This window comes from Arthrobacter sp. BB-1 (genome assembly GCF_006151685.1).
In the GTDB taxonomy this organism is placed as follows: Bacteria; Actinomycetota; Actinomycetes; order Actinomycetales; family Micrococcaceae; genus Arthrobacter.
In genome coordinates this window covers 1-24,616 of sequence record NZ_VDEV01000004.1, presented here as the reverse complement: position 1 = coordinate 24,616, position 24,616 = coordinate 1, and the positions used below count along the sequence as shown (strand labels likewise).

The window sequence follows — 24,616 nt, the reverse complement described above, 5'->3', positions numbered from 1 at the left end:
GGTCCCTACCTGCCGTTTTCAGGGCTCGAAACGACGGGTACGGAGCAATCGATGGACTAGTTGGTCTCGGAAGACTCTTGCATCGGGATGCGGACGCCGCGTTCCTTGGCGACGTCGAGCGCTCGTTCATAGCCGGCGTCGGCGTGGCGGATGACGCCCATGCCGGGGTCGTTGGTGAGGAGGCGCTCGAGCTTCTGCGCGGCGAGGTCGGTGCCGTCCGCGACGGAGACCTGGCCGGCGTGGATGGAGCGGCCGATGCCCACGCCGCCGCCGTGGTGCAGGGACACCCAGGTGGCGCCGGAGGCGGTGTTGAGCAGGGCGTTCAGCAGGGGCCAGTCGGCGATGGCGTCCGAGCCGTCGGCCATGGCTTCTGTTTCGCGGTACGGGGAGGCGACGGAGCCGGAGTCCAGGTGGTCGCGGCCGATGACGATGGGGGCCTTGACCTTGCCTTCCTTCACGAGCTGGTTGAACAGCAGGCCGGCCTTGTGGCGCTCACCGTAGCCGAGCCAGCAGATGCGCGCCGGGAGGCCTTCAAACTCGACACGTTCCTGAGCGGCGTCGATCCAGCGGTGCAGGTGCTTGTTCTCCGGGAACAGCTCCTTGATCGCTTCGTCGGTGACGCGGATGTCCTCCGGGTCCCCGGACAGGGCCACCCAGCGGAACGGGCCCAGGCCCTCGCAGAACAGGGGCCGGATGTAGGCCGGGACGAAGCCGGGGAACTCGAACGCACGGGCATAACCGCCCTTGCGGGCTTCGTCGCGGATGGAGTTGCCGTAGTCAAAGACCTCGGCGCCGGCGTCCTGGAATTCCACCATGGCCTGGACGTGCTTGGCCATCGATGCCTGTGCCTTCTTGGTGAATCCTTCGGGGTCTGACTCGGCTTCGCGGTGCCACTCCTGCACAGAGATGCCCTCGGGCAGGTAGGACAGCGGATCGTGCGCGGAGGTCTGGTCGGTGACGATGTCCACGGTGAGCTCGCCTGCCCGGTGGCGGCGGAGGATCTCGGGGAAGACCTCGGCAGCGTTGCCCACGTAGCCCACGGACCAGCCGCGGCGCTCCTCCTTGGCTTTGAGGACTTTGGCGATGGCGGCGTCGAGGTCTGTTTCCACTTCGTCGAGGTAGCGCTTGCCGGCGCGGCGGCGCAGGCGGGTCTCGTCGACGTCGACAATGAGGCAGGCGCCCTCGTTCAGTGTCACGGCCAGCGGCTGGGCGCCACCCATGCCGCCGCAGCCTCCCGTCAGGGTCAGCGTGCCGGCGAGGGTGCGGTTCTCGTCTCCGGTCAGCTTGCGGGCGATTGCGGCGAAGGTTTCGAACGTGCCCTGCAGGATGCCCTGGGTGCCGATGTAGATCCAGGATCCGGCGGTCATCTGGCCGTACATCATCAGGCCTTCGGCCTCGAGCCGGCGGAACTCGGGCCAGGTGGCCCAGTCCCCCACCAGGTTGGAGTTCGCCAGCAGCACGCGCGGTGCCCATTCGTGGGTGCGGAACACACCGACCGGCTTGCCGGACTGGACCAGGAGGGTCTCGTCCTTCTCCATGGTTTCCAGCGTGCGGGTGATCGCATCGAACGCAGCCCAACTGCGGACGGCGCGGCCGGTGCCACCGTAAACCACCAGGTCATCGGGGCGTTCTGCCACTTCCGGGTCCAGGTTGTTCATCAGCATCCGCAACGGCGCCTCGGTCTGCCAGGACTTGGCGGTGAGCTCAGTGCCGCGGGCTGCTTTGACCGGGCGGGCACCGGTGGTGAAAGCGGCGGGTGCCATGGTGGCTCCTTTTCGTCTCGTGTCTGTGGTGTGGAAGAAGTTCTGTATCAACTAAAGCCCGTTGCCGAAGGGCTTTATAGGGGTTTTGGAGGGGCCCTGTCCGGGATTCCAGACGGCTCCCCCTCCCCCGCTTGCGCCATCACTTGTCGTCGTCGAAGGGCCCGAACGGGGACCAGGAGTGACAGGGAAAACTGGGGTTTGGGGCTACTTTGCGGGGCGGCCGTGGAGCCGCACCGAGAGTTCGTCGGCGACCTTCTGGACGCGCCCAGCCAGGACGGGCCATTGCTCTGCCGGCACTTTGTCCTCGAGGAACGTCACGGCGACTGCCGCCGTCGGCCATCCCAGGTGGTCCGTGACTGCGGCGGCGATGGAGCCGAAGCCGGGCGTGACCTCGCCGTGTTCGGTGGCGTAGCCGCGCTGCCTGACCTGGTCCAGGTGGGAGGACAGTGCCGAGTACTTCATGATGGCGCCTTCCACCTCATGCCGGGCAGTAAAGGCCGCGGCATTCGGGTACAGCGCACGCACCTGGGACTTGGGCAGCGCTGCAAGGATGGCACGGCCGCTCGCGGTGAGGTGGCTGGGAAGCCGGACGCCGACGTCGGTCACCAGGGAGGGGCGGTTTTTGGCCCGTTCCTCCACGATGTACAGCACGTCCCGCCCGTGGAGCACCGCCAGGTGCGAACTCTCGCCGAGCGCATCCACCAGGGAGGCAAGCAATGGGCGGCCCAGCCGAGACAGGGGCTCCTGCCTGGAGTAGGCGGAACTGAGCTCGAACGCGCTGATGCCCAACCCGTACCGCTGCTCCTCGTGCAGGTGGAGCACAAAGCCGTTGGCCTCCATCACCCCCAGCAGGTGATAGACGCTGGAGCGGGGCAGGCCCAGGGAGGAAGCAATTTGCGACGCCGCCATGGGACCCCGACGCGATGCCAGCAGTTTGAGGATGCGCAGCGTGTTCTCTGCGGCGGGGACCTTGGACGTCACCTTTGAGGCCGCTTTTGGCGCCGCTTTCATGCCGCTGCCGGCCTGCGGCCCTGCCTCCGTAGTCAACACCTGTCCTCCTTGGTTATCTGCGGTACCCCAGAGCTGTCCGGGATCCCGTACTTAAGCTTGCGCCTCCTGCGGCTTCGTGACACTCCTGAACGCGCGCAAGGTGTCTGGTATGCCGGACAGGCCAGACATGAGCACCGGAAGGTTCCTGCACAGATCGGGGACCTGCCCCCTGTTGGCCGGCCCGCCGACAACGCCCTGCTTGAGGCGGGAATCACTTCCCTGGCCGAGGCAGCTTCACTTGGCCGCAGGAAACTGCTGGCAATGCACGGCATCGGGCCGAAGGCCGTTCGGCTCCTCGAAGCGGCCGCTTTGGAGCGCGGGCTCACCTTCCAGCCCTGAAGCGGCGCAGTTCCCCGGCGAAAGAGGAGGAGCAAGGACCGTGGTCCCTGGATACCCAATCCTCCGGCATCCCTGCCTATGTGGATATCGCGGCACCTTCCCGCCCCACCTTGAGCGAAAAGGCAACGCCCTGTCCAATCTGGAATGAAAGACACCAAGCCCCCGTGAGGCTCATCACGTCGCCCGGCAAAGTGGTCTGCTGGTTAGCGGTTCCCCTCCCAATGACGAGAAGGTTATTCGCATGCAACCAGCACCAAGCCCAACCCGGAACGAAAGTCCGGCCGCCCAGCAAACCGCAACATCCGCCGTCGGAAGCGTCCTCAACCGGGGCCTGAACGTGCGCCACATCCGGTTCATGGCCTTGGGCTCGGCGATCGGTACGGGCCTTTTCTACGGTTCAGCCTCGGCCATCCAAAAAGCCGGCCCTGCCGTCCTGCTGGCCTACATCATCGGGGGCGCCGCGGTGTTCATGGTGATGCGGGCCCTCGGCGAGATGGCCGTACGGCATCCCGTCTCCGGCTCCTTCGGCCAGTATGCCAGCCGCTACCTCGGCCCGCTGGCCGGCTTTGTGACCGGCTGGACCTACGTCTTCGAAATGGCGATCGTGGCCATCGCCGACGTCACCGCATTCAGCATCTACATGGGCTTTTGGTTCCCGCAGGTTGAACGCTGGATCTGGATCCTGGCCATCATCCTTTTCCTCGCCGCACTCAACCTGCTCAGCGTCAAGGTCTTCGGCGAGCTGGAGTTCTGGTTCTCGCTGGTCAAGGTGGCGGCCATCATCGCCATGATCGCAGGCGGTGCAGCGATCATCGTTTTCGGCTTCCAGGCCGGCGGCTCCACTGTTGCACCGGGCATCGGCAACCTTGTTGAACACGGGGGATTCTTCCCGTTCGGCTTTGAGGGGCTGCTCGCATCCTTCGCCGTCGTGATGTTTGCGTTTGGCGGGATCGAGACGCTCGGCATCACGGCCGGAGAGGCCGCCAACCCCAAGCAGGTCATCCCCAAGGCCGTCAATACTGTTCCGGTGCGCGTCCTGCTGTTCTACGTCCTGACGCTGGGGGTGCTCATGAGCCTCTTCCCATGGGACGGGATCGGCAGCAACGGCAGCCCCTTCGTCCAGATCTTCAGCGGGCTGGGCATCCCGGCGGCACCGCACATCCTCAACGCTGTGGTGATCACCGCCGCGCTCTCCGCCATCAACAGCGACATCTTCGGCGCCGGACGCATCCTCTTCGGCCTGTCCCGCCAAGGCCACGCCCCCGCTGCCTTCGGCAAAGTGTCCAGGCACGGCGTCCCTTGGATGACGGTGGTGATGATGGCCGCGATCCTCCTGGTGGGCGTGGTCCTCAACGCCGTCATCCCGGAAAACGTGTTTGTCCTCATCGCCTCCATCGCCACGTTCGCCACCGTGTGGGTGTGGGTGATGATCCTCGCCTCGCATGTCGCCATGAAGCGGGAGATCGCACAGACTGGCCTGCCGGCGTCGGAATTCCCTTCGCCGTGGTGGCCCGGCGCCTCCCTTCTCACCATCGCCTTCATGGCGCTGGTGATCGCCGTCCTGGGCGCGTTCGAGGGCACGCGCATCGCGCTCTATGTGGGCGGAACCTGGCTGGCGCTGCTGGTCCTGGCGTACCGGCTGTGGGTCAGGGGTGACGGACGACGGCGGGCGGAGCTTGTGGACGAAACCTCACCGCTGCCGGTGGTCACCCCCGCCCCCTGAGCAACACCTTCCAGGCCCAACGCCCACCCGACCCTCTCTCACTTGATGGTGCTTTTGGCCGGACCCTCGCTCACTCGCTTGGAGAAAGTGAGAGGGCGCTGGCCGAAACAGCGCATTAAGTGAGAGAGCGTCGCCCGGGGCGGGGGGAGTGCGGGGGTTGGGAGGGGCGGCGGCAGGTCAGGCAGCCGCAGCGGCAGCGCGCACCGCCTCGGACAGCGACGTAGCCGGGCGGCCGATCAGCCGGCGGAGGTCCCCGGTGCTCACCAGGAGGTCGCCGCGGGCAATGCCGAGGTCTGAATCGGCGAGGATTTCCGCGAATGCTTCCGGAACTCCAAATCCGGCCAGCAGTCCGGCATATTCCGGTGCGGGGAGGTCCTGGTAGGTGATGGCCTTGCCAGTGGCAGCGGTGATTTCGGCTGCCAGGTCCGCCATGCTGAAGGCATTGTCGCCGCCCAGTTCGTAGACCCTGCCCGCCTGGCCTTCAGCCACGAGCACAGCGGCAGCGGCATGGGCGTAGTCGGCGCGGGACGCCGCGCTCACCTTGCCTTCCCCTGCGCTGCCGGCCAGTCCGCCCTGGGCCAGCGTGCCGGGCAACTGGTCCGTGTAGTTCTCCAGGTACCAGCCGTTGCGCAGGAGGACAAAGGGAACAGCGGATTCCCGCAGGATGGCCTCCGTTGCCTGGTGCTCAGCCGCCAGCAGCATGCCCGTGGTGTCGGCATTGGCAATGCTCGTGTAGGCCAGCAGCTCCACGCCTTCTGCCTTTGCCGCCTCGATTACTGTGCGGTGCTGCTCCACCCTCTGCCCCACCTCGCTGCCGGAAATGAGGAGCACCTTCCCGGCTCCTTTCAGGGCGGCCGCCACTGACTGGGCATCCGAGTAGTCCATCGCTTTGACCCGCACGCCCCGTTCGGCGAAGTCGGCCAGCTTTTCCACGGAACGCCCCGCAGCCACGATGTCCTCCGCGGGAACGTTGCGCTCCAGCAGCGCTTCGATGGCGTGGCGGCCCAGCTTGCCTGTTGCTCCGGTGATGACGATGCTCATGAAAGTTCCTTCCGTTGGTTGTCTGTCATGGTGGACAACCACGCTCCCACCGGAATACTTCCCTAAAGAGAGTACGCACTTTGAGGTAAGGTACTGTCATGAAAGTAAGTACCGGCAGTGCCGTGCAGAGTGCTCCCCTTCCGGTGGCCCTTGCCGACGGCGTTTTCCCGGCGGGGTGCCCCAGCAGGACAGTGCTGGACCACATCACCAGCAAGTGGGGCGTCCTGATCCTGCTCGCCCTGTCCGAGGGTGAGCAGCGGTGGAGCGATCTGCGGCGCCGCGCGGAGGGAATAAGCGAGAAGATGCTGGCCCAGACGCTCAAGACGCTGGAGCGGGACGGCCTGGTGCGCCGGGACGCGCAGCCCGTCATTCCGCCACGGGTGGACTACAGCCTCACCGATCGCGGCTATGAGCTCAGTACCCTGCTGGTCCCGCTGGTGGCCTGGGCGTTCGAGAACGCAGACGACATCGTGAAAGGCCAGCGCTGAACATCAGCTTCCGCTGGCAAGTATCAGCGGCGGGAAAAAATGAGTACCTGTTACTGGTGTGACTGATGTGAATAGCGCCTAGCTTAGGCGTAAGGTGCTTAGCCGGAATGGGAGGGCCGCCCTCTGCTGGGAGCGTTCCGCAACCTGCACCGCAGTGAGCGGCCGTGCGCCGCTTTCGAGGAGTGGTTTGCATGGTCAGAGCCGTCGTCCGGGACCCGTCCAGCATGGGCCGGCCAATCAGCCTGAGCCAGGTAGTGGTGCAGGCATGGAACCGCGTCACAAGGTCCTTCGGCCCGCGGTCCCCCTACAAAATCGGTGATGCCGTAGTGGCGGATGACCCTTTCAAGGGGCGCCGCGAGGGATTGGTGGTGTTCCTGCAGGGCACATCCGTGGGTGTGGACACCGTCCACGGCGTGTTCTTTTACGACCACCGGCAACTCAAACAGCTGGATTGAGTTTTTTCAGATATGCAGGGCTGTGGAGGCCCTGCATATCTGGACAAAACTGCGGAACGGTACGGCTATTAGAGCTAGCGGGCCGACCAGCCGCCGTCCATGGTGTAACTGGCGCCGGTCACCATGCCGGCGTGGTCGGACGCCAGCCAGGCCACCAGGGAAGCCACTTCCTCCGGCTCCACGAGCCGCTTGATGGCGGACTCGGTCAGCATGATCTTCGCCAACACCTCGGCTTCGGGGATGCCGTGGACCTTGGCCTGGTCCGCTATCTGCGATTCCACCAGCGGCGTGCGGACGTAGCCTGGGTTGATGCAGTTGGAGGTAACACCGTACGCCCCGCCCTCCAGCGCCGTCACCTTGCTGAGCCCTTCCAGGCCGTGCTTGGCGGAAACGTACGCGCTCTTGAACGGGGACGCACGGATTCCGTGGACCGAAGAAAGGTTGATGATCCGGCCGAAGTTGTTGGCATACATGTGCGGCAGCGCGGCCCGGATCAGCAGGAACGGTGCCTCAAGCATGAGGGTGATGAGCCGGCGGAAATCGGCCGGTTCAAACTCCTCGATGGGGCTGATGCGCTGGATTCCTGCGTTGTTGACAAGGATGTCGCAGTCCAGGCTGAGTGCCGAAAGGGCATCCACGTCCAGCAGGTCCACCGCCCAGGAGGTGCCGCCCACCTCGTCGGCAAGCGCTTCCGCAGCCGCCTCGTCAACGTCCGCGATCACCACCTTGGCGCCCCGTGCGGCGAGGGCGCGCACACTGGCAGCGCCGATCCCGCCGGCTCCGCCGGTCACCAGTGCCTTGCGGCCGTTCAGCGTGTTTTCCATTTCCCAGCCTTCCAGTTCAAAGATTTTCTACGAACCGGCTGGCTCCAGCAGCGCTGGAGCCAGCCACACCCAAGCAGCTCAGCGCGTGGCTGCCGCTACCGCCAGGCCTTCGCGTTCGGCGTCGGCCCTGTCCACGTCCTCAAGGGCTATGCCCTTGGTTTCCTTGAGGCTCAGCACCGCCACGGTGGTGATGGCGCACGCCACCACCAGGTAGATGGCGGTGGGAACCCACGAGCCCGTGTCCTTCAGCCACTGGGTGGCCAGGAGCGGCGCCAGCGAGCCGGCGACGATCGAGGTGACTTGCGAGCCCAGCGACACCCCGGCGTAGCGCATCCGGGTGGGGAAGAGCTCCGACATGATGGCCGGCTGCCCGGCATACATAAAGGCGTGCAGGCAGAGTCCGATGGTTACGGCCAGGACGATCACCACCGCGTTCTTCGTGTCGAACATGGGGAACGCGAAGAAGGGCCAGGTGGCACCGGTGATGGCGCCCACCAGGTACACCGGCTTGCGGCCCCAGCTGTCCACGAGGCGTCCCACCTGCGGAATGACCAGGAAGTGGATGACGTGGGCAATCAGCAGGGCGAGGAGGAGCGAGGACGTGTCGTACTTATGGACGCTCTTGAGGTACACAATCGCGAAGCTGACCACGAGGTAGTACATGATGTTTTCCGCGAACCGGAGGCCCATGGCCTGCAGGATGCCCTTGGGGTACTTGCGGATGACCTCGCGCACGCCGTAGCTCACGGCCTGTTCCTGCTCCACCAGTTCCTTGGCCTTCAGGAAGATGGGCGCTTCAGTAACGTGGGTGCGGATGTAGTAGCCCACGAAGACGATCACCGCGGACAGCCAGAAGGCCACCCGCCAGCCCCAGCCGAGGAACGCTTCCGGGCTGAGCGTGGAGGACATGACGAACAGCACCAGCGTGGCCAGTAGGTTGCCCACCGGAACGGCGGACTGGGGCCAGCTGGACCAGAATCCGCGGGACTTGTTGGGGCTGTGTTCGGCGACAAGAAGCACGGCGCCACCCCATTCGCCGCCCAGTGCAAAGCCCTGGATAAAGCGCAGGAACACCAGCAGTGCCGGTGCGAGGTAGCCGATCTCGGCGAAGCCCGGGAGGCAGCCCATCAGGAAAGTGGACACGCCGATGATCACGATGGTGAGCTGCAAGGTGGGCTTGCGGCCCAGCTTGTCCCCGATCTGGCCGAAGACGATGCCGCCGAGCGGCCGTGCGACGAAGCCCACGGCGTAGGTGATGAACGCCTGGATGATGCCGTCCAGCTCGTTGCCGGTGGCAGGGAAGAAGTACTTGCCGAACACCAGGGTTGCTGCAGTGGCGTAGAGGAAGAACTCGTACCATTCCACTACGGTGCCAACCATGGAGGCTGCGACGATTTTCTTGAGGCCAGCGCCCTTTGGGGCAGGCTCGGCCGATGGTGCAGAGCGTTGTTCTACGCTCATAAATGTTCTCCTTGGTGTCTACGTCGACACGCGCTGTGATGCACAGCACTGAATGGGCTCAGATGAGTATTGCCGCAGAAAGTCTGCGATTCAATGGCCAAACCAGCACCCTCTGTGTGCAGAATTGCAGATATGGATACGAACCCGGATGACCTGCTGGTCCTGCTGGCCGTCTCGCGGTCAGCAAAATTCACGACGGCGGCGCAGTCCTTGGGACTGAACCACACCACCGTCTCGCGCCGGATAGCCGCCCTGGAGAAGTCGCTGGGCGGCCGGGTGCTGGCCCGGGCAGCGGGAGGCTGGGAGCTGACCGACCTCGGCGCCCAGGCGGTGCGCGTGGCCGAACAGGTGGAGGCGGCGGTGGGCACGCTGGGACCTGCCGGCAAGGCACCGGACCCCATTACCGGCGTCGTCCGCATGACCGCGACGGACGGGTTCAGCGCCTACATTGCCGCTCCCGCCGTGGCGAGGCTGCGGCGGAACCACCCGGGGCTGAGCGTGGAAGTGGTGACCATGACCCGGCGGGCGCTGCAACAGCGCTCGGGCCTGGACATTGAAGTGGTGGTGGGTGAACCGCAGGTGCACCGGGCCGAAGCGGTGAGGCTGGGCGACTACATGCTGGGGATGTACGCCTCGAGGGCGTACCTCGCGGAGCACGGGACCCCCGCCAGCGTCGCTGAACTCAACGGGCACCCGCTGGTCTATTTCGTGGACTCGATGCTGCAGGTGGACGACCTCGACGCGCCGCGCAGGCTGGTGCCGGGGATGCGGGACGGGCTGACCTCCACCAACGTCTTTGTCCACGTGGAAGCAACGCGCGCCGGAGCGGGGATTGGTTTCCTGCCCTGCTTCATGGGCGACCTCCATGAGGACCTGGTCCGCCTCCTGCCCACCGAAATCGCCGAACTGCTGCCCTACTGGATGGTGCTGAGGCCGGACTCGCTGCGCCGGCCTGCCGTGGCGGCAGTTGTCCATGCGCTCCGGGAACAGGTGGCCGCGCACCGGGAAAAGCTCCTGGGGAGGGGAAAGACCTCGTCCACTGTTTCGTAGCTGTCGTTTAGGAGGGCGAAAACGACCCCTATGGAGCAGTCGACGGGGTTACCGGCGGGTCGTGGCGGACCGGGGCTCCGGCCGCAAACGCCCGGACCTGCGCGTCGTCCCACAGGTGCGCCGGGACGGCGCCGCCCAGGAGGCGCCGGGCGAGCTTCGGGTCATCGCCGAAGGGTGTGTCGCTGCCGGCCATCACCATGTTGCCGTAGCGCCGGCCCTTGAGCATGGCCGGGTCTGCGATGATGACGGTGTGCCTGAAGGAGGCCGCGATGGTGGCGGCATCCTCCCGGGCGTTCTTCAGGTCCGGCGCGTCGCCGGAGTTCACCACGTACATCCCGCCGGGAGCAAGGACGCGGCGGACGTGCTGGTTGAACTCGGCGGTGGTCAGCGGACGCGGGGTCACCGCGCCGGCAAAAACGTCCCGGATGATGAAGTCTCGGGTCTCCGCCGTCAGGGTTTCGGTCACGTGCCGGGCCTCCCCCACGCGAAGGCGCAGCAGCGGCGCCTTGGGGAGGTCGAACCAGCCGCGCACGTACTCCGCCAGCTTGCCGTCCAGTTCCACCACCACCTGCCTGGCGTCCGGGTAGACGGCGTGGAAGTAGCGGGCCAGGGAGCAGGCGCCGCCGCCCAGGTGCAGGCCGCGCAGCTTTGGGGCTTCAGGCTTCTGCGCGGCACCGGAGGAAACGCCCGACGGCGGCCAGCGGGACTCGATGAGCGCGGCCATCCATCGCATGTACTCGAAGTCCAGGAACAGCGGGTCCGCGAGGTCGATGTGCGAGCTCATGACGCCGTTGATCTTCAGGAGCCAGCCGGTGGAGTTGTCCTGGTCCGCGATCAGCTCGCAGTCACCGGTGTCGATGTAGTACACACCCTCAACCGGACCGTTCGGCCGGGTTCCTTTGGGCACTTCCACCACGCCCGCCGCCGGACGGCTGCCGCGGTGCCCGGGTTTTCCGCGCTTCGCCATGACCCGTGCCCCGCTTCAGTCCGTCCAACCAGTTCGAGTATCCAACCCTAGTTGGTCTGCACCGCCCCTTCACCTTCGCGGATCCGGTTCACCACGGCAGTGGTGGAACGCTCCGCCACGTAATCCAGGATGGCCACCCGGCCGCCGTACTCCTCCACGGCCGGGGTTTCGGCCAGCATCTCCGGGGTGTAGTCCCCGCCCTTGGCGTACACCTCGGGCCGGAGCTGCCGGATCAGCGGGGCCGCGGTGGGGGTATCGAAGACGGTCACGTAGTCCACGCAGCTCAGTGCCGCCACCACGGCGGCCCGGTCCGCGACCCCGTTGATGGGCCGTCCCGCGCCCTTGAGCCGCCGGACGGAGCCGTCACTGTTCAGGGCCACCACCAGGATGTCGCCCAGCTGTTTGGCCTGGTTTAGGTACCGGGTGTGCCCGCTGTGCAGCACATCGAAGCAGCCGTTGGTCAGGACGATGCGCTGCCCCTCCGCCCGGTGCACTTCCAGCTGCCGTTCCAGTTCGTCCGCACCCAGGGCCGTGTCCGCGAAGGCCTTCAGGTACCGGCTGAGCTGTGCCGTGCTGCAGACCGACGTGCCGGGCTGATGCACCACCACGTCCGCAGCGGACTGCGCCAGGTCCAGGCTCGCCGTCAGCGGCAGGCCGGCCGAACGCGCCAGGGTCAGGGCGGCCACAAAAGTGTCGCCTGCTCCCGACGCCTGCTTTTCGGCGGCCGGGCGCGCCCACGTCCGGTGCGTGACGCCGTCGGGCCTCAGCAGGACTGTGCCGTCGCGGTCCAGCGTGACCACCACGGCTCCTGCTCCCGTGGCCGCCAGCAGCGCATCCGCGTGCCTGCCCACCTCGGCCACCCTGTCCTGCCCCTCGGGAAGCCGCACATCCAGCATCCGCGCCGTTTCCTGCGCGTTGGGGGTCACCAGGTCGGGATGCAGCGCGGCCCAAGGCCGGGGGTCGTGCGAATCGACCACCAGCAGGGGCCGCCCGCCGGCATCCCCGCGGTCCTTGCCCGCCAGGGCGTCCTCCAGGCCACGGCGGACGGGGTCCGCCAGGACGCCGGTGCCGTAATCGCACACCATCACGGAGTCCTGGTGCTCGACGGCGGCGCGCACCGAGGCAGCCAGCTCCGCCAGCGCTTCAGCGGGCACGGACTTGGCCGCGTCATCGATGCGGAGCATCACCTGGCCGCCGCTGCTGATCCGGATCTTGGTGGTGGTGACCATGTCCGGGTGGTCCAGCAGGTAGGTGACGTCGATCCCCGCCGCCACCAGCTGGCTCCGGAGGTCCACCCCGGCGTCGTCCGTTCCGATGATGCCGGCAACGGACACCCGCGCCCCCAGGGCGGCCAGGTTCATGGCGGTGTTGGCGGCCCCGCCGGGTACGGACGCGCGGGACTGGATGTCCACCACCGGAGCCGGGGCCTCACGGCAGAGCCGCTCGATGCTGCCGCTCCACCACCCGTCCAGCATGACGTCGCCGAGCACCAGGATGGCCGGCTGCTCCGCCGCCAGCCGCCCGGGCAGCCATTCGGCGAGCGCCCGCTGCTCCGACAGGTCCCCTGCCTCGGGGGTGATGCTCATGGCCGGTCCTCCCCCTCTTGCTGTGTTGCCTGGGCCGGCGGTGCCGCGATGTGCACCACTTTCACCCGGCTGAACTCATCCAGGAGTTCCGGGCCGTAGCCGAAACCGGCACCGCTCGCACCCCGCGGCTGGGCGGCGCCGCCGGGGGCACCGCCAAACACCTCGTTGATCTTCACCGTGCCCACGGGAAGGGCGGCCACCGCCTGCTGGATGTGGGCAATATTGCCGGACAGGACTGTGGCAGCGAGGCCATACCTGCCGCTGCACGCGAGCCGCAGGCCGTCGTCGAACGTTTTCACCACCTGCACCGGCGCGACGGGCCCGAAAGTTTCCTCCGTCATCACCTCCATTGTGTCGGTGCATCCGGTCAGCACCGTGGCGGGATAGAAGGAGCCCGGACCGTCGGGAAGGGCGCCGCCCTCCACGGCGCGGGCGCCCTGCTGCAGTGCGTCGGCCACGTGTGCGTGGACGGCCTCGCGCATCCGCCCGTCCACCAGCGGGGCAACCGTGCCGTTGCCGTTGCGGAGCGCGGCCTCTGCCTCCAGGGCGGCGCAGAATTCAGCTGCGATGGCCTCGTGGACGTAGATCCGTTCAACCGCCACGCAGATCTGCCCGCTGTTGCTGAAGGCGCCGATCGCGGCCTGCTCGGCTGCCCACACGGGATCCACGTCCCGGTCCACCAGCAGCGGATCGTTTCCGCCGTTTTCCCGGATGACGTGCGCACCGGTGAGGGCTCCGGCCCTGGCAATGCGGGCACCGGAAGCGCTTGAGCCCACGTGCGCGATAACGTCCACCTCGGACTCGGCAAGGAGCGCGCCGACGCCCGCGCCGCCTGACAGCGTCTGGAAGACACCCGGCGGGAAGGCCGGCGCCAGGACCTCCCCGAGGGCTTCGCCGAGGCGCGGGCAGCGCTCGCTGGGTTTGTGGATCACGGTATTGCCGGTGGCCAGCGCGGCGCCGATCAACCCGCACGCCACGGCCACGGGATCATTCCACGGGGTGAGGAGCGCGGCCACTCCCCGCGGCTCCGCCACCGTGTAGTCCGAGGCCAGCGCATTTCCCCGCAGGCTGAGGCCGCGGTGGATGGGGCCGAGCTCGGCATACTGCTCCAGGGTGGACACTCCGGCGGCAATCCCCGCCAGCGATTCGTCCACCGGCCGGCCCGTTTCGCTGGCATTCAGCCCGGCCAGTTCCTGGGCGGCCGCATCGAGCGCGCGCGCGGCCGCCTTGAGTGCGGCACCCCGCTGGGCTGCGGCAGTGGAAGCCCAGTCCGGGGACGCGCTGCGGGCTACCTCCACGGCACGGGCCACGGCATCCGGCCCGGCCTCCGGCACGGTCCAGAGGACCTCCCCGGTGCGCGGGTTGCGGATGGTGATGCCGCCGCGCTCAGCCAATTCCTGGTCCGTTGTTGTTTCGATGGCAGTGGTGGGCATGGTGTTCCTCCCGTCGTTTCCGGTCTGGTGGACTGTTGCCTTTAGGGCCAGGAGCCCTCTTCCTCGTGGCAGATCAGCATTTCGCGGACCTCGCAGCCGGTGGGCTGGTTCAACGCGAACAGGATGGCCTGCGCGGTGTTGGCGGGGTCGTTGAGGCGCGAATCGTCCTGCGGCTTGTACTGCTCCGTGCGGTCATCGAAGAACCGCGTTTTCATGCCGCCGGGGATCATGGTGGTCACGCCGATCTCTCCCCCCGTCTCGGCTGCGAGCGCGTGGCTGAAGCCCACCACGCCGAACTTCGAGGCGCAGTAGGCCGTCGCATCGGCAACGGCGCGCTTGCCCAGGGTGGAAGCAACGGTCACCACCCGGCCGTGGCTGGCCTTGAGGTAGGGCAGGGCCGCCCGCACCACGGACACCGTGCCCATCAGGTTCACGCCGATGACCTTTTCCCACTCGGTGGCTTCGACGTCGGCGAGCTTGCCGCAGCGGTCGATGCCGGCTGCGGTGACCACGGCTTCCAGCCCGCCAAGCGATTCGGCGGCTTCCTTTACTGCGGCCTCCACGGCGGCGCGGTCCGCCACGTCCACTTCGAAGGCCTTGACGTTGGAGACGCTGCTGATGTCCCGGTCCAGCACCACCGGGGTGCCGCCCGCCTTGAGGACGGCGTCGACGACGGCGGCCCCCAGTCCGGAGGCACCTCCCGTTACGAGCACGCGGCCGGGGGTCTGCGAGGCAGGCACATTTACTTCTGCAGTCATGGTGTTCCTTTCAATGGGAAATACAAACTTTGGGGCGGGTGGGCGGCTGGCTCACCTGGCGGGCAGGCCCACCTTTCAGCTCACCTTGGCGAGGGCATCGGCCAGTCCGGTGGTGGAACGGGCGGGGTGGTAGGGGACGGTGATGCACCGACCGCCCCACTTCTCCACGAGGTCGGCCTCCGGGAGGCGGGCGCCCTTGTAGTCGCCGCCCTTGACCCAGATGTCCGGGCGAAGCCGTTCCAGGGCCGCTTCCGGGGTGTCTTCATCGAAGATCATCACGGCGTCCACGCATTCCATGGCCAGCAGCAGTTCGGCCCTGTCCTGCTGGCCGATGATGGGACGCTCCGGCCCCTTGAGCCGGCGTACCGAATCATCGGAGTTGAGGCAGACGATCAGGCAGTCCCCCAGCTCGCGTGCGGCCGCAAGGGACCGGACATGGCCGGCATGCAGGAGGTCGAAGCAACCGCCGGTGGCCACCACCTTGCCGCCGTTGTCCCGCACCACGCGGGCCAGCAGCAGCGGTTCGCTGATGCGGCGCTTGCCGCCAACCGGGGTGGGGGGCCTCAGCGGACCGGCAGTGGCGGCACCGGCGCCCGCGCCGGCGCCCGCGCCGGAAGCAGCCTCTGCCTCGCGGCCTGTCCCGGGGCCTGTTTCGGGGTCCGCTTCGGAGTCGGGAAAGGCAGATACTCCCCCGTTGGCCAGGAAGTCGGCGGCATCATGGACTGCGAGCCTGGCGGCCTCCCCGAGCTCCCTGCCGGCCAGGAGGTGGACGGCCAGGCTGGCCGCGAGCCGGTCACCCGCACCGCAGGGATCGCCCGCTTCCACCCGGGGCGCCGGGACGGCATCCGGGGAAGTCCGGCCCTCCCGCAGCAGCACCGCGCCCTGTTCACCCTTGGTCACCAGCACGGCACGGCTTTGCCAGTGCTCCAGCAGGATCCGGCCGGCCTGGACGGCCTCATCCTGCGGCTCCTGCGTCAGCGGATCCCCAGCCACGCCGTGGACGTCCCGGCCAGCGCCGGCGGACGCCGCGGCCTGCCCGCCGCCGCGTTCCCCGGCGAGCGCCTGGGCCGCCTTGCTCGCTTCGGCGAGGTTGGGGGTCACTACGGCAACGCCCGGGACGGGGTCGGCGCCGGCGGGATGCGGGTCCCAGATGATGGGGATGGTCCCGGCCAGCCGGGCCAGGAGGTCCCGCAGCTGCGGATTCGCCGCCAGGCCCCTTCCGTAGTCGGCCACGATGATCACGCCGGCCTTCTCGACGGCGCGGAGCATGGCCGGCGTGGCGTCCGGAATGGGGGCCTTCCCGCAGCCCTGGTCGAAACGGACCACCGGGTGGGATCCCGCCCTGACCCGGGTCTTGACGGGCGAGGCGTAGCCGCTGGGACCTGAGACCAGCCGCACTCCGGCGAGGTGCTGTTCCAGCTGCCGCCCGGCGTCGTCATCGCCCAGGACCGTCACCAGCGTCACGGGCCAGCCGTCCTGGGCGAGCATCCGGGCTACCAGGCCAGCACCGCCGGCACGCCGCTTCACCCCGGAAACATCCACCACGGGCACGGGCGCATCGGGGCTGAGCCGGGTGGCGTCACCGGACAGGTCCACATCCAGCATCACGTCGCCCACCACCACGATCCTCATGGCCGGCCTCCCCGCAATGACAGGCCGGCATCGGGGGCGCTGCGCCGTCCCACTTCCAGGTCGAACGCACGGCACATCGCGTGCAGGGCGATGAGGTGCCCTTCCTGGGCGTTGGCGTTGAGGGCGTCGATCATCACGGCTTCATCGCAGGCGTCGGCCAGGGGGTTGGGCCCGACGCCGGTCAGCGCCCAGGTGGTGATGTTCAGCTTTGCGGCAACCTCCGCCGCCCGCAGCAGGTTGGGGCTCTTCCCGCTCGTTGACAGCAACATCAGCACGTCGCCGGACCGGCCGTGCGCGCGCACCTGCCGCGCGAAGACGTCATCGAAGCCGTAGTCGTTGGCGATGGCCGTGACGGCGGACGACTCAGCGTGCAGCGAGATCGCGGAGAACGGGACGCGTTCGCCGTCGAACCTGCCCACCAGCTCGGCAGTCAGGTGCTGCGCCTCCGCCGCCGAGCCGCCGTTCCCGGCTGCGAGCAGCCGCTGCCCGCGCAGCAGGCGCTGGGCAAGCTCCACTCCCCAGGCCGCAAGGCGGCTGGACTGGCTGCGCAGCGAATCCAGCGCCGGCAGCACATTGTCCAGGTGCGTCAAAACGATGTCCGAGCTGACCGGGTCCACAAAGCCGGAACCCGGCAGGACCGCGGGGAGGGCCGGCGTGGCGGCCAAAGTGCGCAGGTCGGTTTCACGAAGGGACCATTCGGCAGTCACAGTGCCGCTCCTTCCATCGGGACAACGCCGGCAGGGGCCCCCGCCACAGCCTGCTGGTAGGCCTTTTCGGTTTCGGCAGCCACCCGGTCCCACGAGTACCTGGTCCGGGCCCGCAGCCTGCCCGCGTTTCCGAGCTCTGCCCGCAGCGTGGGGTTATCCAGCAGCGTGGCCAGGGCGGACGCGATGGCCTCGGGGTCGCGCGGCGGCACGTGCAGCCCGGTCCCGTGGTCCACCACGGTGTCACGGAGGCCGCCCACGGCCGCAGCCACCACGGGGACGCCGCAGGCCATGGCCTCCAGCGGAACGATGCCGAAGGGCTCGTACCAGGGGGCGCACACCACGGCATCGGCACTGCGGAAAATCCCCGGCATCGCCTCCCGCGGCACCTGGCCCTGCAGCCTCACCTGGTCCGAGACGCCCAGTTCGGCGGCAAGGTCCATCAGGCGGCGCACCTCGGGATCGGCCTCGAGCGCCCCGGAGTCCCCGCCGCCGCCCACGATCAGGAGCTCGACGTCGTCGAATCCTGCCTCGCGGAGGTACGGCAGCGCCCTGATCACCAAATCCACGCCCTTGCGCGGCACCAGGCGGCCTACCGAGAGGATGCGGTGCCGGCGCGCCCGCGCATCCACGGGACCCTCGGCGGAGAAGAAGCCAAGGTCCACGCCGCAGGGGGCGATGGAGATCTTGGCGGTGCTGATACCCATGGCCTTGAGCTCGAACACCTCGTCCGAGCAGGTGGCAATGATCCGGTCCGCGGAGCGTCCCACACCCGGTTCAAGCCAGCGGCGTTCCTGCGGGCTGGTGTCCTCCGCGCCCTGGTGCCGCCGTTTGACCGTGCCAAGGGCGTGGAAGGTCTGGATGACGGGGACGCGGTACCCGGCATCGGGCCGCCTGGCTGCATCGAGGGCGGCCACGCCGGACATCCAGAAGTGGCCGTGCACCACGTCCGGCGGCCGCTGGATCCAGTCTTTGGCCACGCCGTCCGCCAGCTCGCCCATGAAGGGCAGCAGTTCGTCCTTGGGAACGTGGCGTGCCGGTCCTGCATCCACATGGACCACCTCAAGGCGGCGGCCCACCTGGACCCTGGCGGGAAGCTCCGTTGAATCCCTGCGGGTGTACACGGTGACCTGGTGGCCCCGCTTGGCAAGGGCTTCGGACAGCGCCGCGACGTGCACGTTCTGCCCGCCGGCGTCCACTCCGCCAAGTGCCGCCAATGGGCTGGCGTGCTCGGAAATCATCGAGATTCTCATGGGGTCTTCCTCTCCCGCGCCGGAACGAGGATCCGCTCGTCCAGGGGTTCGTTGTGGCGGTGGCCGGACTTGCTGCCGAGGTCCGCCAGGATCTCGTCCCAGCGGTGGTGGAACTTACCCAGGCCGTAGCGTTCCAGTGCCGCCTCGCGGGCGGCGGCTCCCCGCCGTCGTGCTTCCTCCGGATTGGCCACCAGCCGCCGCGCGCAGCGGAGCAGTTCGTCGATGTCGGCGGAGACGGCGCCGGCTTCCGGCGGCACCGCGCGGGGCGCTTCGGTGGTGGCCAGGGCAACCACCGGCATGCCCAGGTGCATGGCCTCCAGGAGGGACAGTCCCAGGGAGGTCCAGCGCATGGGGTGGATGTACACGCGGCACTTGGCCAGTTCACGGTGCAGCTCCAGGGTCTTCAGGTCGCCCCGCGGGGTCAGGCGTGACTCCCCGATCCCGGTGGCGGCGGCCAGGCCCTCGGTCTTCATGCCGAAGACCTGCAGCGGCGCCACTGAAGCGAAGGCGGGGAACAGGTCCGTTCCGGTGACGCGGCCGCGGCGGATGGGTTCATTCACCACCACCCCCAATTCGGGCAGTTCCCCCGTGTAGAGCTGTCCGGGGTCAGGGATTCCGTGCTCCACCACCAGGCTGGGTGCCGAGCCGTTGTCCCAGGCCAGCCTGTTGAAGTGCGTCACGTGGACCAGGGGGATGCTGGTCTGGTCCGCGAGCGGGTGGCTGGTATTGGGGAAATTTCCCTTGGGGGTGTTGTGCTCCACATACACGGCAGGAAGGTCCGCGCCTGGCCGCCGGCCCAGCAGCCGGGCAACTTCGTCGAGTTCTTCCGGGCGTTGGAGGACGACGGCGTCAACCTCCGCCGCGTCCAGCGAGGCGAGGTCCACCTCCCGCACAGACGCAGGCCAGTCCCTGCCTGCACGGCCAAGCCCCCAGGGTCCGCCCCCTGGCAGGACAGGAAGGAGGTACTCGTGACGGCCGCGCACAAAGGCGTCCGTCCAGGAACCGTGGACATGCCAGAGCAGGATTTTCATCTGTTACGGGCCTTTCTACGGGTGCTGACGTGGGTACTGAAGGAGCTCACTCCGCCCATCAGGCGCTCCACCGCCGCCACCACGTCCTCGGGGGACACGGAGTCCAGGCAGGGGTGGCCCGGAACCGGGCAGACGCGGGCGCGGGTCATCCGGCAGGCTGCGTTCTGGTCCCCGAGGAGTTCCAGCGGGACCCCGTACGGTGCCCAGCGGATGGCGGGCACCACCGGCGAAAAGAGGCAGGCAACGGGCGTGCCCACGGCCGCCGCGAGGTGTGCGGGACCGGTGTTGCCGGTGACCACCGCCTCGGCCCCGGCCATGACGCCGGCCAGGGTGTGCAGGTCCGTCCGGCCCCCGAGGTCCAGCGCCGAGGGCCCTGCCACCGTTGCGGTCAGCGATGTTTCCCCGGGACCGCCCGTCACCACCACGCGGTGCCCCGCACCCTGGAGGAGTTCGACGGCGGCCGCGTGGTGGAGCGGCGGCCAGGCCCGTGCCGGAACGGCCGCGCCGGGGTGGACCACCACATACGGTTCCTGGCCCACCAGGTCCCGGACATCCGGCACGGACGCCAGGTGGAGCTTGCCGTCGTCGCTGGCCGGGAGCCTGAAGCCTGCGGCCTCGGCGATGCCAAGTGCGCGTTCCGCCTCGGGCTGGTCCTCGGGGAAGTCCTCCCCCGGCTTGAGCCGGACGTCCAGGAGGGAGCCCGCATAGTCGGTGGACGCGCCGGTGATGCGCTCAACGCCGGCCAGCCGCAGCAGCAGCGCCAGCGGCAGGGGGGACTGGTGGAAGGACGTGAGGATCACGGCTTCAGTGATCCTGGAGTTCCGGACATATTCGATCAGCCTGTCGGCGTGCGGCCCGGTCATTTTGGGGGCCGGGTTCGTGATCCACGGGCTGTCCCAGCTGTAGACCTCCGCGGCTCCCGGCAGCACGCCTGCCGCAGCCTCCCCCTGCCTGCCGCACAGCAGGACCACGTGGTTGGGCTTGCTGCCGTCCGGGATCCTGCCGTTGGCAACGGCCCTGACTGCAGGACCGGCCAGCAGGACGTCTCCCATGCTGTCCAGGCGCGCCACCAGGACGCGGCCCATTACCGCCCCTCCTGCAGCAGGAGCACGGCCCCTGCCAGGTCCTGGGCCACCAGGCGGGCTTCAGCCACTTCTTCGGCAAGGGTCACCGGCGTAGGGACCAGCACCCCGGTGGCGCCCGCCGCTTCGGCGGCCCGGACGTCAGCGCCGATGTCACCGATCAGTGCAGCCTCGAATTCCCCGATGCCGAGCCTCCGGCATGCACTGTGGACCATGCCGGGCGCCGGCTTCCGGCAGAGGCAGCCGTCCTGCTCGGCATGGGGACAGACCTCCCACACGTCAAAGGGGCCCAGCAGTTCGTCCACCCTGGCATTCACACTGGCCACGTCGGCGGCAGTGATCATGCCGCGGGCGATGCCTGACTGGTTGCTGACCACGCCGGTGGCAATGCCTTCGGACCGCAGGGCGTCCAGCACGGCTTTGGCGCCTGGCATTGGCCGGACAAGGTCGGGGTTCCCGTTGTAGGGGACATCGACCACCAGGGTCCCGTCCCGGTCGAACAGGACAGCCCTGAGCTTGGAGGTTACGGAGCTTCCCATACCCTCCCTGTTCCCCCCTGCTGCTGCTCCTAAACAGGGCCGTTCGGTTTTCTCACCTTCCGGACCGCGCCCACGCAATCCGCCTGAACAGGCAAGATAGCGCGGCAGCGCCTACTGATGCCCGTTCCGGCACGTGGCTTGCGGCCGTGTGCGGCAGTTCTCGGGAGTGGGCTGGAAGGTCACCTGTTCCCGGCCCTGGCGCTGCCCCTGCGCGTGGCATTCTTGCCGGCCGGGGCTTGGTTCCCCTGCCCGCACACTGCCTGCAGGGTCCTGCCGGATCCTGTTGCCACCCCTGCTTGCCGCCCGGCATTTGCCGGTGCTTCATCCGATGAGCCCGCAAGCGAGCTGCCTTCAAGCCGGCGCTGGAGCTCCACCAGGACTTTCGCAAGGCGCCGTGAAACCTGCATCTGGGACATGCCAAGCCGCTTCCCCAGCTGCACCTGGGTCTCTTCACAGAAGTAGCGGCGATACAGGAGTTCCCGGTCCGCGGTATCCAGGTCCTGGATGGCGTCACGCAGGCAGGCCAGCTCCTCCAGCCGTTCCAGCGGCGTCTCTGGACATGCCAGCACCTCGCCGATGGACGGCGCGTCCGAATGCGGGTTGACGGCGTCGAGCGAGTCGGGGTGCATGCTGCTGGACGCCGAGATGGCCTCCTGCACTGCGGCGGGATCCTCATCGAGCACCCCTGCCAGTTCGGCCACGCTGGGGTTCCGTCCCAGCGATTGGGTCAGCTCCGGCTCGGCCCGGAACATCCGGGTGCGCAAGTCCTGGATGTGCCTGGGCGGCCTGACCACCCAGGTACGGTCGCGAAGGTACCGCTTCAGCTCCCCGGTAATGGTGGGAGCCGCGTAGGCGGGGAAACTCTCGCCCTTGGTCTGGTCAAAGCCGCGGGCCGCCTTGACCAGGCCAAGGTAGGCCACCTGGTTCAGGTCGGCGCGTTCGCGCCCGCGGGCCTCGAACCTGGCGGCCAGGGCCTCGGCGAGGTCCAGGTAGCCGAGGACCAGGTCGTTTTCAAAGGTCTGGCGCAGCCGCCCGGCCCGGGCGCTGGCAGGGCTGTCCCTTGGGAGTTCTGGCTGCTGCTGGTGGACAGGAGTAGCATCCACGGCAAGTGCGGAAAAGTATTCTGGCATTGTCGTTGGTTCCCTCGGTCGGGGTCCGAAAGCCTGCGGCAAGACTTAGAAGTAGGAAATCATAAGCCTGCTTATAAAACAATCCTTCCCGGTTATAGGCTCGGTGTGTAAGCGGTACTGACCGGCCACGCCAAGGAGCCCTGCCATGCACATCGCCATCACCGGAGCCAGCGGTAACGCGGGAACGGCACTGTTGCGCAGGCTGCAGGCCCGCCTGTCCGAAAAGCCGGGAAGCCTGACGTTGACGGGGATCAGCAGGCGCCGCCCGGACACCAGCCGGGCGCCCTATTCAGGTGTTGAGTGGCACACGCTGGACGTGGGCCTGGAAAGCGACCGGCCCCTGCTGGACGCGGCGCTGGCAGGAGTGGACGCCGTGGTCCACCTGGCGTGGCAGATCCAGCCCAACCGGGACCTCGAGCAGCTCTACCGGACCAACGTCACCGGCACCAGGAACGTCCTGTCGGCGGCCGGGAGGGCGGGCGTGAAACAGGTGGTCTGCGCGTCATCCGTGGGCGCCTACAGCAAGGCTCCCAAGGACCGGCGGACCGACGAATCGTGGCCCGCCCGCGGCATGCCGGGCTCACACTACAGCCGGCACAAGGCGGAGCAGGAAGAAGCCCTGGACGCATTCATGGCAGCGCATCCGGGCGTCCCGGTGGCCAGGCTCCGCCCGGCCCTGATCTTCCAGCGCGACGCCGGAAGCGAGATCGGAAGATATTTCCTGGGGCCACTCATACCAAGGCTCCTGCCGGGGAGGCTGCGGATACCACTCCTGCCGGCCCCCGAGGACCTGATCTTCCAGGCGGTCCATGCGGACGATGTGGCTGATGCCTATTGGCGCGTTATTGACCGGCGAGCCTCCGGAGCCTTCAATGTCGCAGCAGAACCCGTCCTGACACCGCAGGAACTCGCCCGCATCCTGGGCGCCCGACGGATCCTGCCTATCCCCATGGGACTGCTCCACAAGATCGTTGGCGCGGCATGGAGGCTGCGGCTCCAGCCCACGGATTCGGGATGGATTGAGATGGCAGCCGGTGCCCCCATCATGGATACCAGCCGGGCAGGGCGGATTCTTGGCTGGGAGCCAAAGTTCTCATCCACCGAGGCCGTCGCCGAGGTGCTGGCGGGCATGGGAACGGGGGAAGGAATCACTCCCTCCCCCGTCCTGAAACCAAGGTAGATCCTGCCGCGCGCGGACTAGATGCCGGGGCGGGGATTCTCCCTGTCCCCGTGGCCGCCGCCGGCAGGATTGGTGCCCTCATTACGCCGCTCATCCCGGTCGACGTCGCCACGGGCTCCGTCACCGGCAGCCGGGCCTCCTGCAGTGCCAGTCCCACCGGCCATGGCGCCCTCACCGCCGGCGCCCTCCCGGTGGGCGTGGCGCCCGTCCTCACGGTCCGCACGGCCGGCGTCGTCACGGTCGGCGTGGCTGGCAGTGCCGGCGTTGGCCTGGCCGGCGCCGTCGCGGTTGGTACGGTCCCGGCGGCCGCCCGTGCCATCTGCGGCCAGTGTGACGTCCGGGTCAAGCTCGTCCGCCTTGCGGGTCCGCTCATTCACGTCATCACGGAGCGACTTGGCCTCCGCCACCTGCTGGTCTGCCTGCTGGCGCAACCGCGCCGCATCCACCTGGGCCTGCTCCGCATCCGCCCTGGCCCGTGTTGCCTTCGCTTCCCGTTCACGGGCGTCGAGCTCCCGGACTTCGGCCTCGCGGCGGATCTCAGCGGCTTTTTCCCGGTGTGCGTCGTCCCGCTTTTGCTGCATCGCCTTCCGGCGCCGCCCGCTGGCCAGCACCAGCAGCACAATCAGGACCACCACAACGATGGCAACCAACACCCAAACCCATGGAGCTGTTTCCAAACTACCCACCACTTTCCACTTCGATGTGCCCGGCAGGCCCACGCCTTCCGGCTGACTCTTTCGGAACCTTTTGCAACTCGCTTAGCAAGGGTACTTACCTTTTATTAGTAATCATGCTTATTATTTTACGGCCAGTATTGCTGGTTCTTGATCAACAACCGGCCTTCTTGGAAAGAGAGAGCGAAGATGACAGAGAACCAATGGCCCCAGGATCCCGCCTACACGGCTCCGCCGGCCTCTACAGGAATTCCGGGTGAGCGCACCGCCGCCACCTTCCCATCCGCCGCCACTCCCCAGTACGGCGAAGGCCAGGCCGCTTCCGCCTCGGGGACATCCACCAAGGATGCGGCCAAGGAAGAAGCAGCAGACGTAGCCCGCACAGCGAAGGGTTCCGCCCAGAACGTTGCCCAGACGGCCAAGGAGGAAGCCGCCCACGTGGCCTCCGAGGCG

General features: G+C 67.9%; 23 protein-coding genes and 1 pseudogene. 7 read left to right on the top strand and 17 right to left on the bottom strand.

All coding sequences use genetic code 11. The features are described 5' to 3' along the window. Positions 1 to 56: 56 nt before the first annotated feature. Together hutU and FHJ30_RS02425 are read right to left on the bottom strand one after the other, a co-directional pair. Positions 57 to 1,763, bottom strand: coding sequence for a urocanate hydratase (hutU, locus tag FHJ30_RS02430; RefSeq protein ID WP_139027683.1), 1,707 nt, complete (start codon positions 1,761 to 1,763; stop codon positions 57 to 59). A gap of 204 nt (positions 1,764 to 1,967) precedes the next feature. Beyond that, a complete protein-coding gene (locus tag FHJ30_RS02425) occupies positions 1,968 to 2,774 on the bottom strand; it encodes an IclR family transcriptional regulator (RefSeq protein WP_139027747.1) in 807 nt (268 codons plus the stop codon). 96 nt (positions 2,775 to 2,870) lie between these two features. Here FHJ30_RS02425 and FHJ30_RS02420 point away from each other — a divergent pair, with 96 nt between their 5' ends. Next, positions 2,871 to 3,152: a hypothetical protein gene (locus FHJ30_RS02420; RefSeq protein ID WP_240793547.1), complete on the top strand. Its 282-nt coding sequence runs from the start codon at positions 2,871 to 2,873 to the stop codon at positions 3,150 to 3,152. Positions 3,153 to 3,393: 241 nt separating this feature from the next. Further along, on the top strand, positions 3,394 to 4,875 hold the full coding sequence (locus FHJ30_RS02415) for an amino acid permease (RefSeq protein ID WP_139027682.1): 1,482 nt from the start codon (positions 3,394 to 3,396) through the stop codon (positions 4,873 to 4,875). A 177-nt stretch (positions 4,876 to 5,052) separates the two neighbouring features. On the opposite strand, the gene FHJ30_RS02410 is transcribed toward FHJ30_RS02415, so the two are convergent. Then, positions 5,053 to 5,916 carry an SDR family oxidoreductase gene (locus FHJ30_RS02410; RefSeq protein WP_139027681.1) on the bottom strand — a complete coding sequence of 288 codons (864 nt, stop codon included), beginning with the start codon at positions 5,914 to 5,916 and terminating at the stop codon, positions 5,053 to 5,055. Between the two features lie 98 nt (positions 5,917 to 6,014). Here FHJ30_RS02410 and FHJ30_RS02405 point away from each other — a divergent pair, with 98 nt between their 5' ends. Further along, a complete protein-coding gene (locus FHJ30_RS02405) occupies positions 6,015 to 6,404 on the top strand; it encodes a helix-turn-helix domain-containing protein (protein ID WP_139027680.1) in 390 nt (129 codons plus the stop codon). 191 nt (positions 6,405 to 6,595) lie between these two features. Beyond that, positions 6,596 to 6,859 (top strand): hypothetical protein, encoded by a 264-nt coding sequence (locus FHJ30_RS02400; RefSeq protein WP_139027679.1) that lies wholly within the window; start codon positions 6,596 to 6,598, stop codon positions 6,857 to 6,859. Between the two features lie 74 nt (positions 6,860 to 6,933). Here the strand turns inward: FHJ30_RS02400 and FHJ30_RS02395 are convergent, their stop codons facing one another. After that, positions 6,934 to 7,683, bottom strand: coding sequence for a 3-hydroxybutyrate dehydrogenase (locus tag FHJ30_RS02395; RefSeq protein ID WP_139027678.1), 750 nt, complete (start codon positions 7,681 to 7,683; stop codon positions 6,934 to 6,936). 78 nt (positions 7,684 to 7,761) lie between these two features. After that, positions 7,762 to 9,144 carry an MFS transporter gene (locus FHJ30_RS02390; RefSeq protein WP_139027677.1) on the bottom strand — a complete coding sequence of 461 codons (1,383 nt, stop codon included), beginning with the start codon at positions 9,142 to 9,144 and terminating at the stop codon, positions 7,762 to 7,764. Positions 9,145 to 9,276: 132 nt separating this feature from the next. Between FHJ30_RS02390 and FHJ30_RS02385 the strand changes: the two genes are divergently transcribed. Further along, positions 9,277 to 10,194, top strand: a complete 918-nt coding sequence (locus FHJ30_RS02385; RefSeq protein WP_139027676.1) for a LysR family transcriptional regulator — start codon at positions 9,277 to 9,279, stop codon at positions 10,192 to 10,194. A gap of 28 nt (positions 10,195 to 10,222) precedes the next feature. Here FHJ30_RS02385 and FHJ30_RS02380 read toward each other — a convergent pair whose 3' ends face one another. The 11 genes from FHJ30_RS02380 to FHJ30_RS02330 all read right to left on the bottom strand — a co-directional run bounded on the left by FHJ30_RS02380 (position 10,223) and on the right by FHJ30_RS02330 (position 22,309). Further along, positions 10,223 to 11,161 carry a spermidine synthase gene (locus FHJ30_RS02380; RefSeq protein ID WP_139027675.1) on the bottom strand — a complete coding sequence of 313 codons (939 nt, stop codon included), beginning with the start codon at positions 11,159 to 11,161 and terminating at the stop codon, positions 10,223 to 10,225. Between the two features lie 47 nt (positions 11,162 to 11,208). Beyond that, a complete protein-coding gene (rfaE2, locus tag FHJ30_RS02375; RefSeq protein WP_139027674.1) occupies positions 11,209 to 12,747 on the bottom strand; it encodes a D-glycero-beta-D-manno-heptose 1-phosphate adenylyltransferase in 1,539 nt (512 codons plus the stop codon). Then, positions 12,744 to 14,180 (bottom strand): aldehyde dehydrogenase, encoded by a 1,437-nt coding sequence (locus tag FHJ30_RS02370; RefSeq protein ID WP_139027673.1) that lies wholly within the window; start codon positions 14,178 to 14,180, stop codon positions 12,744 to 12,746. The genes rfaE2 and FHJ30_RS02370 overlap by 4 nt, the downstream gene beginning before the upstream one ends. Positions 14,181 to 14,221: 41 nt before the next feature. Beyond that, a complete protein-coding gene (locus FHJ30_RS02365) occupies positions 14,222 to 14,938 on the bottom strand; it encodes an SDR family oxidoreductase (RefSeq protein ID WP_139027672.1) in 717 nt (238 codons plus the stop codon). Between the two features lie 75 nt (positions 14,939 to 15,013). After that, positions 15,014 to 16,570 carry a PfkB family carbohydrate kinase gene (locus FHJ30_RS02360; RefSeq protein ID WP_139027671.1) on the bottom strand — a complete coding sequence of 519 codons (1,557 nt, stop codon included), beginning with the start codon at positions 16,568 to 16,570 and terminating at the stop codon, positions 15,014 to 15,016. Beyond that, positions 16,567 to 17,277 carry an SIS domain-containing protein gene (locus tag FHJ30_RS02355; protein ID WP_139027670.1) on the bottom strand — a complete coding sequence of 237 codons (711 nt, stop codon included), beginning with the start codon at positions 17,275 to 17,277 and terminating at the stop codon, positions 16,567 to 16,569. The genes FHJ30_RS02360 and FHJ30_RS02355 overlap by 4 nt, the downstream gene beginning before the upstream one ends. Further along, entirely contained in the window at positions 17,274 to 18,527 is a 1,254-nt protein-coding gene (locus tag FHJ30_RS02350; RefSeq protein ID WP_139027669.1) for a glycosyltransferase, read from the bottom strand. Before FHJ30_RS02350 ends, FHJ30_RS02355 begins: the two co-directional genes overlap by 4 nt. Further along, on the bottom strand, positions 18,524 to 19,558 hold the full coding sequence (locus FHJ30_RS02345) for a glycosyltransferase (RefSeq protein WP_139027668.1): 1,035 nt from the start codon (positions 19,556 to 19,558) through the stop codon (positions 18,524 to 18,526). The genes FHJ30_RS02350 and FHJ30_RS02345 overlap by 4 nt, the downstream gene beginning before the upstream one ends. Continuing rightward, a complete protein-coding gene (locus tag FHJ30_RS02340) occupies positions 19,555 to 20,643 on the bottom strand; it encodes a glycosyltransferase family 9 protein (protein ID WP_139027667.1) in 1,089 nt (362 codons plus the stop codon). The genes FHJ30_RS02345 and FHJ30_RS02340 overlap by 4 nt, the downstream gene beginning before the upstream one ends. Continuing rightward, entirely contained in the window at positions 20,643 to 21,179 is a 537-nt protein-coding gene (locus tag FHJ30_RS02335; protein WP_139027666.1) for an HAD-IIIA family hydrolase, read from the bottom strand. The genes FHJ30_RS02340 and FHJ30_RS02335 overlap by 1 nt, the downstream gene beginning before the upstream one ends. 179 nt (positions 21,180 to 21,358) lie before the next feature. Then, on the bottom strand, positions 21,359 to 22,309 hold the full coding sequence (locus FHJ30_RS02330) for a sigma-70 family RNA polymerase sigma factor (protein WP_139027665.1): 951 nt from the start codon (positions 22,307 to 22,309) through the stop codon (positions 21,359 to 21,361). Between the two features lie 145 nt (positions 22,310 to 22,454). Between FHJ30_RS02330 and FHJ30_RS02325 the strand changes: the two genes are divergently transcribed. After that, a complete protein-coding gene (locus FHJ30_RS02325) occupies positions 22,455 to 23,489 on the top strand; it encodes an NAD-dependent epimerase/dehydratase family protein (RefSeq protein WP_139027664.1) in 1,035 nt (344 codons plus the stop codon). Between the two features lie 17 nt (positions 23,490 to 23,506). Here the strand turns inward: FHJ30_RS02325 and FHJ30_RS02320 are convergent, their stop codons facing one another. Next, entirely contained in the window at positions 23,507 to 24,139 is a 633-nt protein-coding gene (locus FHJ30_RS02320) for a hypothetical protein (RefSeq protein WP_139027663.1), read from the bottom strand. Between the two features lie 213 nt (positions 24,140 to 24,352). Between FHJ30_RS02320 and FHJ30_RS02315 the strand changes: the two are divergent. After that, positions 24,353 to 24,616 (top strand): annotated as a pseudogene (locus FHJ30_RS02315) (hypothetical protein); the annotation flags it as partial.